The following is a 15,629-nucleotide window of genomic DNA, read 5'->3' as shown; positions in this document are numbered from 1 at the left end:
TATGTCTTTTGACTTTCAAACTCTGGCCGACGCCATTGACTACGGCTTCGGCACCGGGTTCCGACCGGACTATACCGTGATGGCCGGAGCACAGCTGCATGTAAAAACCGCCCCCTGCATTATCGACGCGCTGACCAGGTTTTCTCAGAGTGGTCTGTATGGTTGGACCGACTCCGATGACCCCCTGTACATCCGGGCTGTTGTCAACTGGATGGCAAAGGTCCGCGGCTGGGAGATAGAACCTTCCTGGATCGTGCCGTCCTACGGGATCCTTCAGGCCATGTGTGCCTCCATCCGCGCCTTTACTCAGCCCGGCGACGGCATCATTGTGCAGCAGCCGGTCTATCTGCTCTATGCCCGCGCCATCGCCAACTGCGGTCGGAAATTAGTGGACAGTCCCCTGCAACTGCGGGGTGACCGGTATGAGATGGACTTTGCCGACCTGGAGGAGAAAATGGCCGCACCGGAAAACAAACTGATGCTCCTCTGTAACCCTCATAACCCCACTATGGATGTATGGGAGCGGGAGGATTTGGAGCGAGTGGCGGCTTTGGCCCAAAAGCACCATGTGCTGGTGGTGGCGGACGAGATCTTTGCCGAGCATGTGTGGCAGCCCGGTCTGATGGTTCCCTATGCCGCCGTTCCGAACGCGTTGGACCACTGTATCATCTGTACCAGTCTTGGCAAGGCGTTCAATTTTACCGGTACCAGCCACTCCAATGTGATCATCCCCGATGCGGCCATCCGGAAGGCCTACCGCACCCAGCGGGATGCCGATCACTATGGCAGCCTCTCTCCCTTCATGCGGGCCGCGGTGTTGGCGGCCTACACAGATGAGGGCAAGGCGTGGATCGACGAACTGATGGACTTTGTGCATGAGAACGAGTCCTTGGTGCGGGACTGCTTTGCCCGCTGTATGCCGGCGGTGAAGCTTCTGCGCCACAGAGCTGGTACGCTAATCTGGGCGGACTTCCGCGGCTTGGGGCTGTCGGAGCTGGAGCTGGAGCGGTTCTTCTTGTCCGCCGGCGTGGAGCCTGACCTGGGCAGCAAGTACGGCGCTGCCGGGACCGGCTTTTTGCGCCTGCAAATTGGAATGCCCCGCTCTGAGCTGACCGGAGCGCTCACCCGCTTGGAAGCTGCCGCCCGGAAATGCGGCTTTGCCCAAGAGGCGCCTTACATCTAATAAAAATAGGGCTCTGCACGAAAAAATGTGCAGAGCCCTTGTTATAGGCGACGATGATGCCGGAAGACCTTTGAAAAGTGGAGGGAAGAGGTTACTCCAGTATGTAGAAAATTAGGCGAAAATATAAAAGGTGTATTTCAACCTTGCGCCTATGGGTCAGCATTTCAGATAACAAATTAGAATTTGTCAATCTTTATCTTTGTCATTCTTTTTCTTCTCGTTATAGATAGCAACCGCCACTCCTATACCTATTGAAAGAATTACACAAATCATAATCAATCCAAAGTTTGGTATCATAATTTTTGCACTCCTTTGTCAAATTCTTATTAGCTTAATACCTTTTACTCTGTGGTTTCATTTAGTTCATCAGTAGAAATGCAATATTGACTACAATTCCCACACACGAAAAGATAAGACCAAAACTATAAATTCATCTATATAGACGTAAACATTTCTTTGATGTTTTACTCTTTATTATTTTATCATCCGTGAATGCTTCCTGCAAGGCACACTGGTGAAATCGCCGGAGTTGGAATCATCAACACCTTTCTTAAACAGGGACGCATTATCTAGCATATTGAAAAGGGATAGATGGTGTGATACAATAAAAAATTATCACTAACCTCAGGCTGTTGCAAGATGTGATGGGGTACTGGAACATCTGTACAACTATGGAAACTTACACAAAAGCGTTAAGAGAAAAGAAATTGGAAACAATTCAAGCCCTAAATGGGGCGTTCAAAATCTCGTGACCATACTGCCCCAACGGTTACGCGGTTTTTGTGGTGCAGAATTCCATGAAATCCCATGTTGCACCGATCTTACACCAACTCAAAAAGAAATTATGGTGAGTTTTGAGAATTTATGAAAAAGCAGAAAGCTTGGAAACCATTGCGGCGCAAGGATTTGAAAGGATTTAAGAAGAAGGGGGCGACGTTGTGTACTTAAAAGCATTGGAGATCCAGGGCTTCAAGTCCTTTCCGGACAAGACGGTGCTCACCTTTGGGGAGGACATCACCGCCATCGTAGGACCAAACGGCAGCGGAAAATCCAATATCTCCGACGCCATCCGCTGGGTCATGGGGGAGCAGTCCACCCGGGCCCTGCGGGGTGGGAAGATGGAGGATGTGATCTTCGGCGGCACTGCTCAGCGCCGCCAGACGGGGTATGCCGAGGTGTCCCTCATCCTGGACAACACCAGCCACATCTTTCCCATGGATGAGAGCGAGGTCATGGTGACCCGGCGGTATTACCGCTCCGGGGAGAGCGAGTACTATATCAACCGCCGCTCCGTCCGCCTCAAGGACGTCAACGAGCTGTTCATGGACACCGGCTTGGGCCGGGAGGGCTACTCCATCATCGGCCAGGGCAAGATCGACGAGATCCTCTCCGTCAAGAGCGCCGACCGCCGGGAGGTCTTTGAGGAGGCCGCCGGTATCTCCCGCTACCGCCACCGGAAGGAGGAGGCAGAGCGGAAGCTGGTCCATACGGACGAGAACCTGGTCCGGGTCAACGACAAGATCGCCGAGCTGGAGCTCCAGGTGGAGCCCCTGCGGGAGCAGAGTGAGCGGGCCAGAAAGTTCCTGGTGCTGCGGGACGAGCTGAAGGGGCTGGAGGTCTCCGTGTGGCTGGACACCCTGGAGCGGCTGCGGGCCAGCCACATCAAGCTGGACGCCGATTATCAGGAGGCTGCCCGGCAGAAGGAGGAGGCCCGGGCGGCCCTGGAGCGGCTGTATGCCGCCGCCGAGGCCCTCTCCGCCCAGATGCGGGAGAAGGACGTGGAGGCGGACCGGCTGCGCTTTGAGAGCCAGAGCCGGGAGGCCGCTGCGGCGGAGCTGGAGAGCGCTATCGCGGTGCTGAAGAACAATGTGCAGAACAACCTGGACAACGCTCAGCGCATCCGGGCGGACCTGGACCAGCAGGAAGGCCGGGCGGACAGCCTGGCGGGCCAGATCGGCCAGCGGCAGGAGCGGCTGGCCGAGATCGAGGACAAGCTGACTCGGATGCGGGAGGAGCTGCGGGGCAAGAGCGAGCAGGCCCAGGAGGCGGCCCAGTCTGCCGGGACCCTGGCACGGGAGCTGGAGGAACTGCGGCAGAAGGAGGCCATGGAGACGGCCACCGCCGCCGAGGCCAAGGCCCTGCTCTCCGCCCTGGCGGCTGCCGCTCAGGAGGTGCTGGACCGGGACGAGACGGTGCGCCAGGAGCTGCGGGAGCTGGACAGCCGGCTGGAGGAGGGGCGCGCCGCCCAGCGTCAGGCCCGGAAGGCCCTGGCCAAGGCGGTGGAGGAGCGGGACGCGGTGCAGAACGTCATCAGCGGCTACGCCCTGCGCCTGGAGTCACGCCGGAAAAAGGCGGAGCAGGCCCGGGAGCGCCATATGAAGCTCCAGATGGACGAGAATGCCCTGTCATCCCGGGTGAAGATGCTCACCGAGATGGAGAAGCTCCACGAGGGCTACTCCAAGGCGGTCAAGCTGGTGATGGGGGAGGCCCAGCGGGGAAGCCTCCAGCATATCCACGGTCCGGTGGCCGACCTGCTGAAGGTGCCGGAGGAGTACACCGTGGCCATTGAGACCGCGCTGGGGGGTGCCATGCAGAACCTGGTGGTGGACCGGGAGGAGGACGGCAAAGCCGTCATCCAGTATCTGAAGCGCCGAGACGCAGGCCGGGCCACCATTCTGCCCCTCAGCTCCATCCGGCCGGGGGAGCTGAGGGAGGGACAGGCCCTCCGGCGGGAGCCCGGCTTCGTGGGGGTGGGAGATCAGCTGATCTCCTTCCAGCCCCAGTACCGGAACGTGTTTTCCAACCTGCTGGGCCGGGTGGCGGTGATGGAGGACCTGGACCACGCCATCGCAGCGGCCCGGAAATACGGCTATAAGTTCCGCATCGTCACCCTGGACGGGCAGGTGCTGAACCCCGGCGGCTCCATGACCGGCGGCTCCGCCAGCCGCAGTGCCGGCATCCTGAGCCGTGCCAACGAGCTGGAGCGGCTGAACGAACAGGGCCGGGGCCTGCGGGAGCAGCTGGCCCAGGCCGCCAAGGCGCTGGAGGAGGCGGACCGGGAGGCCGCCGCCGCCGGCTATGAGATGGAGACGGCCCAGAGCCAGCTGCGGGAGTGGGAGGACGCCATCCTGAAGGCTGAGGGCGAGGCGGCCCACTGCGACAGCGTGGTGGCCGACCTGGAGCGCCAGTCGTCGTCCCAGAGGGAGGAGCTGGAGCAGCTGAAGAGCCGCTCTGCCCAGATCGAGTCGGACACCCGGGGGGCCAGGAGCCGCATCCAGGAGCTGGAGGGGGCCGCCGCTGCCCTGAAGAGCGAGGCGGAGGGAAAGGTCAGAGGCCAGACGGATCTCCAGGACCGGTCCGCCCGCATCACCCGGGAGCTGTCCGAGCTCACCGCCTCCCTGGCCGCCCTGGAGGCGGAGCAGGAGACCACGGCCAAGAGCCTGGGTGAGCTGAAGAGCCTGCGGGACGACATGGCGGGGGACCGGGAGCAGAACCAGGCCCTCATCGGCCAGTATGAGGAGAAGAACCGCCAGTTCACCCAGGAGATCGGGGAGAAGACAGCACGCCTCCAGGAGCTGCGGGCGGAGAATCAGGTCCGCAGCGAGGAGATCCGCGCCCTGGGCGAGGAAAAGCTGGCCCTGGAGGGACAGCGCAACCAGGCGGACAAGGACAGCAGGGCCAAGAACGACGAGCTGCTGGCCATGGAGCGGGAGGTCTCCATACTGGAGCAGCGGAAGGTGGCTGCCGCCATGGAGGAGAAGCAGCTTTTGGACAAGCTGTGGGAGACCTACGAGCTGTCCCACGAGGCGGCCAAGCAGCACCGGGTGGAGATCGAGTCGGTGCCCAAGGCCAGCCGGCGCATCGGGGAGCTGAAGCGGGCCATCTCCAGCCTGGGCTCCATAAATTTGGGGGCTATCGAGGAGTATCAGCGGGTCAACGAACGATACACCTACCTCACCGACCAGAGAGACGATGTCCAGCGGGCCAAGGGGGAGCTGGAGGAGATCATCGCGGACATCACCGGGGAGATGAAGACCATCTTCGCCCGGGAGTTCCAGACCATCGACCAGGCATTCGGGCAGACCTTTACAGAGCTCTTCGGGGGCGGCAAGGCCACGCTGGAGCTGGAGGACCCGGAGGACATCCTCAACTGCGGCATCGAGATCAAAGTGCAGCCCCCGGGCAAGGCGCTGAAGATCATCACCCTGCTCTCCGGCGGGGAAAAGGCATTCGTGGCCATCGCCCTGTATTTCGCCATTTTGAAGGTCCGGCCCACCCCCTTCGTGGTGATGGACGAGATCGAGGCCGCCCTGGATGACAACAATGTGGCCCGGTTCGCCCATTACATGCGTTCCATGGCGGACAAGACCCAGTTTATCGTCATCACCCACCGGCGCGGCACTATGGAGGAGGCCGACGTCCTCTACGGCGTCACCATGCAGGAGCAGGGCGTGAGCCGTATGCTGACGATCAATCTCAACGACGTGGAGAAAGAGCTGAAGATCCGGTGAGATCTCATTCCTCCCCCTGAATGAGGACGATTTTCTGGATCACTGGGCCTATATCGACCCCAATACTGCCCGCTGGGCGGAGAACAGATATTTTACGGCATAGAACCGGGGAGGACACATTTGAAGGAGAAGGAAAAGGGCGGGTGGCTGCCCATTGTGGGGCTGATCCTGCTGATTGCGGTCCTTTTTGCGGGGGTGAAGCTGGTATTCGCGGGGCTGGGATATGTTATCCCCCAGGACGAAGGTCCCGAAGAGACAGGGACCTGGTACCAGATGTACAACGAGCAGGGGGAGGCGGTGCGCTACACTCTGCGGGAGCCGGGAGAGATCGACCTGTCCGCGCCGGACATCGCCCAGTGGATGGAGCAGGCGGCCGGAGAACTGGAGCAGACCCCGGAGACAGAAGGGATTGTCTTCTGGCTCTACCGCCAGGACACCGACGAGTATCTGCTCTATCTGCCGGACCAGGACCGTTCCCTGCTGGAGGGCGGGCTGACCGCCTCCGAAGAGACGGAGGAGGACAGTGAGGTGTGCCTGGTCCTGCGGGCCCGCACCCCGGAGAACAGCAAGCCGGTGGCGCCGGAGGAGACGCTGTACTGCTTCGCCACTACCTCCGACAGCTGGAACGGAATCCGGGTCCGAGTCATCCTGGACGGCCGGGAGCAGGAGGTCCGCAAGCTGACCTCCATTGGAGACCGGCTGTACTCCACGGAGGAGACCTATATCGGCCGGGACCGACTGGAAGGGAGCGGGACATGAGCCGGAGGACCCTGAGATGCCTGCGCTGCGGCGGGACGATGGAGCTGCTGCGGCGGGAATTTCTCCAGCTGGGAAAGACAGGGTGGGTCCTGGGAGATCTGGACAACCTGCTGGCCGGGGCGCTGGATGTGGATATCCTGTGCTGTTCAGACTGCGGGAAGCTGGAATTTTTCCGGGGAGAGTGGAGTGGTCTGAGCTGGAGGACCCGGAGGGCAGCGGCATCGCCCGGATGGAGTGTCCCAGCTGCGGCAGGAGCTATGAGCTGGACAGCCCCAAGTGCCCCTTCTGCGGAAAGAAGAATACCAGATTGTTTTAAGAAAGGATCAAACGTATGGGCTTTTTTGACAAGCTGAATCGGATGTCCTTGAGAAAAAAACAATATGTTATCATTGTTGTGTTGGGAACAGGGCTTTTGACCGCAATTTTGAAGGCGGAAACGATACTGGGCGCCGCTGGCCTGTTTCTGATTGCGGCAGGTATTATTTTGGATGTCGTTTGGATTCGTTGCCCCCAATGCGGTACTTGGCTGGGGAAATATCCGGGAGACTATTGTTCCAGCTGCGGCGCAAGGATCGACTGGAAAAATGATAAGAAAGGGAACGACTAATATGGGCTTTTTTGACAAGCTGAAAAAGATCAATATTTTTGCCAGCTTCGGTTCGGAGCTGACCGACGACTTTTACGATGAGCTGGAGGAGTCCCTGATCCTGGCGGACACCGGCATGGACACCACCCTGGAGCTGGTGGAGGAACTGCGCCGCCGGGTGCGGGAGGAGCGCATCAAGACGGTGGAGGAGGCCCGGACCTGCATGTGCCGGTGTATCGCCGACGCCATGCAGGTGGGCGACCCAGCCCTGGACCTGTCCACCAAGCCTTCGGTGGTACTGTTCATCGGGGTGAACGGGGTGGGCAAGACCACCACCATCGGCAAGATCGGGGCACAGCTGAAGAAGGAGCGGAAAAAGGTGCTGCTGTGCGCCGCCGACACATTCAGGGCCGCCGCCGCAGAGCAGCTGACCATCTGGGCGGACCGCTCCGGCCTGGAGATCATCAGGCAGCACGAGGGTGCGGACCCGGCGGCTGTGGTCTTTGACGCTGCCTCCGCCGCCAAGGCCCGGAACACAGACGTGGTGCTGGTGGATACCGCCGGGCGGCTGCACAACAAACAGAACCTGATGAACGAGCTGAACAAGATCTCCCGGGTCATCGACCGGGAGCTGCCGGGCTGCGCCAAGGAGACCCTGCTGGTGCTGGACGCCACCACGGGGCAGAACGGACTGATCCAGGCCAAGCAGTTCCGGGAGGCCGCCGGCATCACCGGCATCGTCCTCACCAAGCTGGACGGCACCGCCAAGGGGGGCATCGCCATCGCCATCGCCCGGGAGCTGGGCGTGCCTGTGAAGTACGCCGGGGTAGGCGAGGGGATCGACGACCTCAGACCCTTTGACGCGCTGGAGTTTGCGCAGGCGCTCATTTGAGTTAGGGATTAGGAATTGGGAGCCGGCCGTCCTGGCGCTCGCCGTTGTAAGACCATGTCACCGGCGGGGCAGCTGCCGCCTCAGAGTTAAGAAAAATTAAGAGTCATATTCATATCTATTTCAACATTTTTCCTCAGCGATATGGTAAAATAAAATGACGTCTCCCGGAACGGGAGGGGAATACGGAGGGAGGGCCTGCCGTGAAGCGTATCGGGAAGATATTTCTGGGCGTGCTCTGTGCCGCCGCATTGGCGGCGGGGGGCTTTTGGATCAACGACCGCCTCTCCTACCCCATCGATCCTGGAATGGACGGGCTGGAGGGCTCTTTGACGAACTGGCTGAACCGGGGGATAGACGCGGTCCATGGCTATCAGCCCCGGCTGCATGAGCCGGTCACCCTGGGAGAGCGGACCTACGTCCCCATGGAGGTGGGGGAGAAGCTGGGCTACGCTCTGCTGGAGCGGAGCATCACCGGCAGATATCGGATCGCCCACACCTCTTCCGGAAACGCCCCCTTTCGGTGCGGTGTGATCGAGGAGAACGGCGGAAAGCAGCTGCTTTTTCAGGGACGGAACACCTTCGGAGAGATCGACAGGGTCCAAATCACACTGGACAGGGGCTGTGAATATGAGCTGAAGCTGCCCCGGAAAGAGGTCTTTTTCATCCACACCGGGGTGGACAGCCGTATCCCCACCGGACTTGCCTCCGAGGAGCAGATCACCCTGTACGACGGAGAGGGGCAGGACATCACCGAATCATTTTTCATGAGCATGGGAGGCATTCAGTAAAGACCGCATAAAACAGAGGGGCCCTCAGCGGGCCACTCAGAGAACAGGAGAGGACAAGACGATGCCGCGTATTGACGGAAGAAAAAACGATGAGCTCCGAACCGTGGAGATCATCCCCCATATCAACAAGTTTGCCGAGGGCTCCTGCCTGATCCGGTGTGGAAACACCCATGTGCTGTGCACCGCCAGCGTGGAGGACCGGCCCCCCCGCCACGTGCCCGAGGGGGAGGGCTGGGTCACCGCCGAGTACTCCATGCTCCCCCGGGCCAACCGGGAGCGGTCCCGCCGGGACATCTCCAAGCTGAAGCTGAACGGCCGCTCCGCCGAGATCCAGCGGCTCATCGGCCGTGCTCTGCGCTCTGTGGTGGACATGAAGAAGCTGGGACCCTGGAACATCACCATCGACTGTGATGTGCTCCAGGGGGATGGAGGGACCCGTACCGCCTCCATCACCGGCGGCTTTGTGGCCATGATGCTGGCCTTCCGAAAGATGATGGAAGCAGGCCAGCTGGCGGAGTATCCGGTCAGCGGCTATGTGGCCGCCGTGTCCGCCGGCATCGTGGACGATGTGCCCCTGCTGGATCTGTGCTATGAGGAGGACTCCGCCGCCATGGTGGACCTGAACTGCGTCATGGACGACCAGGGCCGCCTCATCGAGATCCAGGGCACCGGCGAGGAGCGGCCCTTCACGCTGGATGAGCAGCGTCAGCTGGTGGAGCTGTGCGAGAAGGGTATCCGACGGCTTCAGACGGTCCAGCGGGCTGTGCTGGAGGGGTAACTCCAAACCTGAGGAGGCGGAGGCCTTCTACTGTCCCCGACTGCCGCCGGATTATTGTCCCTGTGCCGGAGATCGAGACCACCGGACAGAAGCTGAAAAAGAAGCTGGATCAGATCAGGTCTGATATAGAAAAGACCCGGGAGAACTGGCAGGAGCAGAAGACGGAGCAAAAAGAGGATAAAAAGTGGAACAAACGAAAGGGCAAGGACCCGTGGGAGTGGTAACTATGAAGCTGGTACTAGCAAGTAAAAACAAGAAAAAGCTGGCGGAAATGAACGATATCCTGTCCCATCTGGGCGTGGAGGTCTGCTCTGAGGCTGAGGCGGGGGTGGATGTGGAGGTGGAGGAGACCGGCACCACCTTTGAAGAGAATTCCCTGCTGAAGGCCAGGGCGGTCATGGAGGCCAGCGGTCTGCCTGCCATCGCCGACGACTCCGGGCTGTGCGTGGACGCCCTCAACGGCGCGCCGGGGGTGTACTCTGCCCGGTACGGAGGGCCTGGGCTGGACGACCCGGGACGGGTGCGCCTGCTGCTGGAGAACATGCGGGGCCAGATGCCCCGGACCTGCCGCTTTGTATCGGTGATCACCTGCTGCTTTCCCAACGGAGACGTGCTCTCTGCCAGAGGAGAATGTGAGGGCACCGTGGCCTTCACCCCCATGGGGGAGGGAGGCTTCGGCTATGACCCGGTGTTTTTTGTGCCGCCGCTGAAAAAAACCTTTGCTCAGCTGACGGCGGAGGAGAAGAACGCCATCTCCCACCGGGGAAAGGCTCTGGAGGCGTTTCAGGTGAAGCTGAGGGAGTATCTGGAGAAAAGCTGACGCCCGGCCCCAAATGGGAGCCCAGCGGAGCGGGTCCTATTTGGAGAGGACGAGCAACGAAATAGAGCGGATGTCCGCCGGGAGGCGGACGGAGCGGAATGGATCGAGAGGACAGGCCGGCAGGGCCGGCCCCAAATGGGAGCCCAGTGGAGCGGGTCCCATTTGGAGAGGACGAGCAACGGAATAGAGCGGATGTCCGCCGGGAGGCGGACGGAGCGGAATGGATCGAGAGGACAGGCCGGCAGGGCCGGCCCCAAATGGGAGCCCAGCGGAGCGGGTCCCATTTGGAGAGGACGAGCAACGAAATAGAGCGGATGTCCGCCGGGAGGCGGACGGAGCGGAATGGAGTTTGTGAGGACGATGGATTTGACAAGCAAACAGCGTGCCCAGCTGCGCGGTCTGGCCAACGGGATCGACACCATCCTGATCGTGGGCAAGGAGGGCATCGGTGACAATCTGGTCAAGCAGGCCAACGATGCCCTGGAGGCCCGGGAGCTGATCAAGGGCAGGGTGCTGGAAAACGCCCTGATGTCGGCCCGGGAGGCGGCGGAGGCGCTGGCCCCCCTGACCAGAAGCGAGGTGGTCCAGGTGATCGGGACCAAATTTGTTCTCTACCGCCAGAGCCACCGGAAGGACAAAAAGGACAAGATCGTGCTGGTGGAGGGAAAGAAGAGAGAAAGCGTACCCCAGAGGGAGCCATAAAAAACAGAATTGTCTCTGAGGAGCGGCAGCAAGAAGGACTGAAGCGGAAGAAGGGCTGAGAGGAGGCTTGTCTCTTGAAACGGAGAAAATGGCGTGCGGCCCTGACCGCCCTCCTGCTTCTGGCTGCGGTGGGGGGACTGCTCTGGTGCTTCTTTCCCCGCTCCATGATGGAGGGAGAGCTGTACTGTGTGACCCTGTGGGACGGACAGGCGAGGGTAGACCTGACGGACCGGGCAGACCGGGAAGCTGTGACAGAGCGGATCGCGCGCTGCCGACGGGTCTATGGCGGGAAGGTGGGCGGCTACCAACTGGATAGGTGCCCCTTAGAGCTGGGCTTCAGCTACCGGGGGGGCAGCTGGTATCTGATCGCCGGACCGGAGGGCGCCTTCGCCTATGACAGCGGGGAGCGTTTAAACTGGCGCATTCTGGACGGAGAACAGCTGTGGCGGGATCTGGCATCCGCTCTCCCGTCCAGCTCAGAGCCGGGGGAGCGGTGAACTTGGAAAGGAAGGGTGTCTGTATGAAAATTGGGATCTATGGAGGGACCTTCAACCCACCCCACCTGGGGCATCTGGAGGCGGCCCGGACGGCGGTCAAGGTGCTGGAGCTGGACAAGCTGATCCTGATCCCGGCGGCGGTCCCGCCCCACAAGGCCCTGCCGGAGGGGACGCCGGAGGGTGCCCACCGTCTGGCCATGACCGAGCGGATGGCGGACGCCCTATCCATGCCGAAGGTGGCGGAGGTATCCCGCATGGAGCTGGACCGGGAGGGCAAGAGCTATACCGCCGATACCCTCCGGGCCATCCGGGCTCAGTACCCGGACGCCCAGCTGTGGCTGCTTATGGGGACAGACATGTTCCTCACCCTCCACCTGTGGCACGACCCGGAGGTCATCACCCAGCTGGCGGGGATCTGCGCCTTTGGCAGAACAGAGCAGGACGGAGAGGAGCTGTTCGCCCCCCAGAGGGAGTTCCTCTCCCAGAAGTATCAGGCCCAGATCGTCACCATCACCCTGCCGGGACTGGTGGATGTGTCCTCTACCCGGCTGCGGGAGCTGCTGGCCCGGGGGGAGGGACAGGAGTATCTGCTCCCCCAGGTGTACGGCTATATCCTGATGAACCGGCTGTACGGCACCCACGCGGACCTGAAGCGGCTGGAGCTTCCGGAGCTGCGGGCCTGTTCCTACTCCATGATCCGGGCCAAGCGGGTCCCACATGTTATGGGCGTGGAGGAGGAGGCGGTGCGCCTGGCCGAGCGGTGGGGCGGGGACGAGGGGATGGCCCGCCGGGCCGCTATCCTCCACGACTGCACCAAGTATCTGGAACTGGACGACCAGCTCCGCCTGTGCCGGCAGTACGGGGTGGAGCTGGATGAGCTGGAACAGCAGGCGGTGAAGCTGCTCCACGCCAAGACGGGGGCCTGTATCGCTCGGGACATTTTTGGGGAACCTGATGAGGTGTACCAGGCCATCTTCTGGCATACCACGGCCAAGGCGGACATGACCCTGCTGGAAAAGATCATCTATATCGCCGATTACATCGAGCCCAACCGGGACTTCGAGGGGGTGGAGGAGCTGCGCCGGCTGGCGTATGAGGACCTGGACCGGGCCCTGCTGCTGGGGGTGGAGACCACCATCCAGGAGATGCGGGACCGCCGGCTCCCCATCCACACCAATACCCTCCGGGCCCGGGACTGGCTGAGAGAGCACGGGACAAAAACAGAGGAATGACAAGAGGAACGAGCAGATGAGCACTGAGAACAGAGGACGCAGAGAGCAGCATCGGGAGCGGCGCTCCCTGGGAGAGAAGTTTCAACAGTGGCGGCAGCAGCGCCGGGAGTGGATCGCCGGGATGACCCGGGGACAGCGCATCCGGCACCGCCTGCTCCAGGCGGCGGTGGTCCTGGCCATCGCCATCATCGCGGTCTGGGCGGTGATGAGCGCCTGGATACGGGTGCCCAAGGTGCCTGACCCGCCGACGGCCGGCCCGGACACCACCCAGCAGCCCGGGGAGGGAGAGGACATCCAGTTCACGGGGGCAGAGCTGCCCAATGTGGCCAAGAGCGGACGGAAGGAGGGCTACTACACCTTCCTGGTGGTGGGGCGGGACGTGGCCAGCGGCCTGACGGACACCATCCTCCTCTTTACGTTCGACACCAATAACAAGAGCCTGAACGCCATCAGCCTGCCACGGGACACTATGATCAACACCAGCGCCAAGGGCGGTTCGCTGAAGCGGATCAACGTGGTGTACAACCGCAACCGGGGCTCCTCCGACCTGCCGGAGGCCCAGCGGGTGGAGAACGGCATGACTGCCCTGAAGCAGGAGGTGAGCCGCCTGACCGGCATCTACCCCGACTTCTATGTGATGGTGGAGTGGGAGGCCATCGGCGAGCTGGTGGACGCCTTGGGCGGAGTGTACTTTGACGTCCCATTTGATATGAACTACGACGATCCCTATCAGGACCTGCATATCCACCAGGAGGCTGGCTACCGGAAGCTGAGCGGGGAGGACGCCATGGAGGTCATCCGCTGGCGGAAGAACAACGGGGAGCCCTCTCCGGGCGATGTGGGACGTATCCAGATCCAGCAGGACTTCCTCTCCGCCGTACTGGACAAGTGCCTCCAGCCAGCAACCCTGCTGAAGGCCCCGGCACTGGCCCAGGTGTTCCTGAACAACGTGACCACCGACCTGACAGTGGGCAATATCCTGGCCTTCGCACAGCTGGCTATCGGCATGGACCCGGAGAGCGATGTGAAATTTTCCACTATGCCCTATACCGGGGTCATGTATGACAGGGCCTCACTGGTGCTGCCGGTGGAGAAGGAGCTGCTGGAGATCCTCAACAGCGGCATGAACCCCTATGTGGACCAGATCCAGTCCAGCGACCTCCAGCTGATGTACAAAAAGAGCGGCGGGGGATACGGGGTCACCACCGGCACCCTGCTGGACTCCAGCATGGCTTACGCCGGGTCCTCCAGCTCCTCCTCGGGGACACAGACTACCCAGGAGACAGAGGAGCCTGAGACAGAACAGCCAGGGGAGACGGACGCCGGGACGGAGACCCCCGGCACCACGCCCCCGGAGGGCACGGAGACCGGAACCGGGGAACCCGGCAGCACCGGCTCGGAGACTGGGGAGCCCGGCACGCAAGGGCCGGAGGGAGAGACTCCCGATACGGATGACCCCGGGGCTGTGCAGCCTGAAGGGCCCGGCCAGGGGGAGGGAACTGGAGCCTCCCAGCCGGAGCAGGACCCTGGCGGCGGGAACGGGGGTGCGTCACAGTCCGAACCCTCCCAGCCCGGCACAGAGGGGGAGAGCGGCGGCAGCGATCTGCCCCCGGAGTGGCTGTTGCCTGATGTGGCGTGATGCCTGATACAGAATACAAAAAGGAAAGGAATTTTGCCCATGACATCCCGAGAGAGTGCGATCGTGTTAGCCAAAGCCCTGGACAGTAAGAAGGGCATGGAGATCAAGGTGCTGAAGACGGAGGAGCTGACCACCCTGGCGGACTACTTCGTCATCTGTACTGCCTCCTCCACCACCCAGATCAAGGCCCTGTCTGACGTCTGCGAAGAGGCGATGGAGCGGAACGGAGAGCGGGTCCACCACATTGAGGGCCACCGGGGCGGCACCTGGGTGCTGATGGATTTCTCCTCCGTGGTGGTCCATATCTTCATGGACGAGGCCCGGAAATTCTATGACCTGGAGCGCCTGTGGGGCGATGCCCAGGAGGAGGATCTGAGCCAGGTCCTGAAGCCGGAATAAGAGAGAACGATAAAACAGACAAAGAGGCCGGTGCGCTTGCGCACCGGCCTCTTCGGAGTAAGAAAGAAAACCACCGGGAAGTTGGTCCTCTGATCGAATGGGAGATGGGGGCGCTACGCCAGAGCGAGGGCGGGCAGGCCCCCCATGTCCCCCTGGTGGACCGTCCGGAGCTGATGGATCTGACAGAAGTCGGCAGGACGGACCAGGGCCGGCGGCTTGGAGAGTTCCAGCGCCCCGCTGTCCCGCAGGAGGCCGGCCACGAACTGGGAGCAGAAGTAGTGGTCACGCCGGTCCAGCGGGAGGTTGAAGAAGCAGGAGAGGGCACCCAGCAGATTGTAGTGGTATCGCTGCCGCTGCGCGTACATAGCACTGATCTGTCGGCGGAGGCTGGCGTATATCTCTGGGGAGACGGACAGCTCATAGAGGCAGCAGGGGACCTGCTGCCTCTTGGTCCGGAGCTCCGGACCGATTTGTTCCTCCACCAGCCCGGCGGGGAGGGCAAAGTGGGAGTATTTCCGGGCAAAGCTGTAAAAGGGACCTATGGGGCCGTCCAGTCCAATGGATGCATGGGTATAGGAATCCGCAGTGGCCAGATGGATCAGACGGGAAAACCAGGTCCCGGAGCGGGTCAAAAGGATGTAGATGGTGCGCGCCTCTGTGGTGTTTCCCATGATGTTTTCTCCCTTCCTGTCTGTGTGCATTCAGGATACAGGATGGATTCTAAGAGGCAATAAAGAGAAGATTAAGATTTTTTGAAAGAGAGATGAGAATTTTTTTATCATCTCTTCCGGGAGACGGACGCGGAAAAAGGGGGGAGCGGCCCTTGCAATCATCGAAATTTTC

Annotated in this window: 16 protein-coding genes; 15 read left to right on the top strand and 1 reads right to left on the bottom strand. The window is 61.3% G+C overall.

Annotated features, from left to right (window positions below; all coding sequences use genetic code 11):
* Position 1 precedes the first annotated feature (1 nt).
* From L9O85_RS10465 to rsfS, 15 genes are all read left to right on the top strand, one after another.
* The gene (locus tag L9O85_RS10465) at positions 2-1,183 is read left to right on the top strand and encodes a MalY/PatB family protein (protein WP_050623832.1); all 1,182 of its coding nucleotides are present in this window, start codon (positions 2-4) and stop codon (positions 1,181-1,183) included.
* Positions 1,184-2,121: 938 nt separating this feature from the next.
* Positions 2,122-5,694 carry a chromosome segregation protein SMC gene (gene smc, locus L9O85_RS10460; protein WP_301578571.1) on the top strand — a complete coding sequence of 1,191 codons (3,573 nt, stop codon included), beginning with the start codon at positions 2,122-2,124 and terminating at the stop codon, positions 5,692-5,694.
* A gap of 120 nt (positions 5,695-5,814) precedes the next feature.
* Positions 5,815-6,453, top strand: a complete 639-nt coding sequence (locus L9O85_RS10455; RefSeq protein ID WP_276756737.1) for a hypothetical protein — start codon at positions 5,815-5,817, stop codon at positions 6,451-6,453.
* 139 nt (positions 6,454-6,592) lie between these two features.
* On the top strand, positions 6,593-6,769 hold the full coding sequence (locus tag L9O85_RS10450; RefSeq protein WP_276852903.1) for a hypothetical protein: 177 nt from the start codon (positions 6,593-6,595) through the stop codon (positions 6,767-6,769).
* 15 nt (positions 6,770-6,784) lie between these two features.
* Complete coding sequence (locus L9O85_RS10445; RefSeq protein WP_276852905.1) at positions 6,785-7,060, top strand: hypothetical protein; 276 nt, start codon at positions 6,785-6,787, stop codon at positions 7,058-7,060.
* A 1-nt stretch (position 7,061) separates the two neighbouring features.
* Positions 7,062-7,931, top strand: coding sequence for a signal recognition particle-docking protein FtsY (gene ftsY / locus L9O85_RS10440; protein ID WP_050623836.1), 870 nt, complete (start codon positions 7,062-7,064; stop codon positions 7,929-7,931).
* Positions 7,932-8,131: 200 nt separating this feature from the next.
* Positions 8,132-8,719, top strand: a complete 588-nt coding sequence (locus L9O85_RS10435) for a hypothetical protein (RefSeq protein ID WP_301578570.1) — start codon at positions 8,132-8,134, stop codon at positions 8,717-8,719.
* Positions 8,720-8,780: 61 nt separating this feature from the next.
* Positions 8,781-9,497 carry a ribonuclease PH gene (rph, locus tag L9O85_RS10430; protein ID WP_050623838.1) on the top strand — a complete coding sequence of 239 codons (717 nt, stop codon included), beginning with the start codon at positions 8,781-8,783 and terminating at the stop codon, positions 9,495-9,497.
* A gap of 62 nt (positions 9,498-9,559) precedes the next feature.
* Entirely contained in the window at positions 9,560-9,721 is a 162-nt protein-coding gene (locus tag L9O85_RS10425; protein ID WP_276852911.1) for a hypothetical protein, read from the top strand.
* 2 nt (positions 9,722-9,723) lie between these two features.
* Positions 9,724-10,317 carry an XTP/dITP diphosphatase gene (locus L9O85_RS10420; RefSeq protein WP_256182016.1) on the top strand — a complete coding sequence of 198 codons (594 nt, stop codon included), beginning with the start codon at positions 9,724-9,726 and terminating at the stop codon, positions 10,315-10,317.
* A gap of 360 nt (positions 10,318-10,677) precedes the next feature.
* Positions 10,678-11,019, top strand: a complete 342-nt coding sequence (locus L9O85_RS10415; RefSeq protein ID WP_050625435.1) for a YhbY family RNA-binding protein — start codon at positions 10,678-10,680, stop codon at positions 11,017-11,019.
* 74 nt (positions 11,020-11,093) lie between these two features.
* Positions 11,094-11,516 (top strand): hypothetical protein, encoded by a 423-nt coding sequence (locus L9O85_RS10410; RefSeq protein ID WP_276854230.1) that lies wholly within the window; start codon positions 11,094-11,096, stop codon positions 11,514-11,516.
* Positions 11,517-11,539: 23 nt separating this feature from the next.
* On the top strand, positions 11,540-12,748 hold the full coding sequence (nadD, locus tag L9O85_RS10405; RefSeq protein ID WP_050623841.1) for a nicotinate (nicotinamide) nucleotide adenylyltransferase: 1,209 nt from the start codon (positions 11,540-11,542) through the stop codon (positions 12,746-12,748).
* 16 nt (positions 12,749-12,764) lie between these two features.
* A complete protein-coding gene (locus tag L9O85_RS10400) occupies positions 12,765-14,387 on the top strand; it encodes an LCP family protein (protein WP_108980848.1) in 1,623 nt (540 codons plus the stop codon).
* Positions 14,388-14,426: 39 nt separating this feature from the next.
* A complete protein-coding gene (gene rsfS, locus L9O85_RS10395) occupies positions 14,427-14,786 on the top strand; it encodes a ribosome silencing factor (RefSeq protein WP_050623843.1) in 360 nt (119 codons plus the stop codon).
* Positions 14,787-14,899: 113 nt separating this feature from the next.
* On the opposite strand, the gene L9O85_RS10390 is transcribed toward rsfS, so the two are convergent.
* The gene (locus L9O85_RS10390) at positions 14,900-15,457 is read right to left on the bottom strand and encodes a hypothetical protein (RefSeq protein ID WP_050623844.1); all 558 of its coding nucleotides are present in this window, start codon (positions 15,455-15,457) and stop codon (positions 14,900-14,902) included.
* Between the last annotated feature and the right edge of the window lie 172 nt (positions 15,458-15,629).

The sequence above is a fragment of the Lawsonibacter asaccharolyticus genome, assembly GCF_022453915.1.
Taxonomy (GTDB): Bacteria; Bacillota; Clostridia; order Oscillospirales; family Oscillospiraceae; genus Lawsonibacter; species Lawsonibacter asaccharolyticus.
Note: the sequence above shows the minus strand (reverse complement) of the source record. Positions and strands in the feature narration are given on the sequence as shown.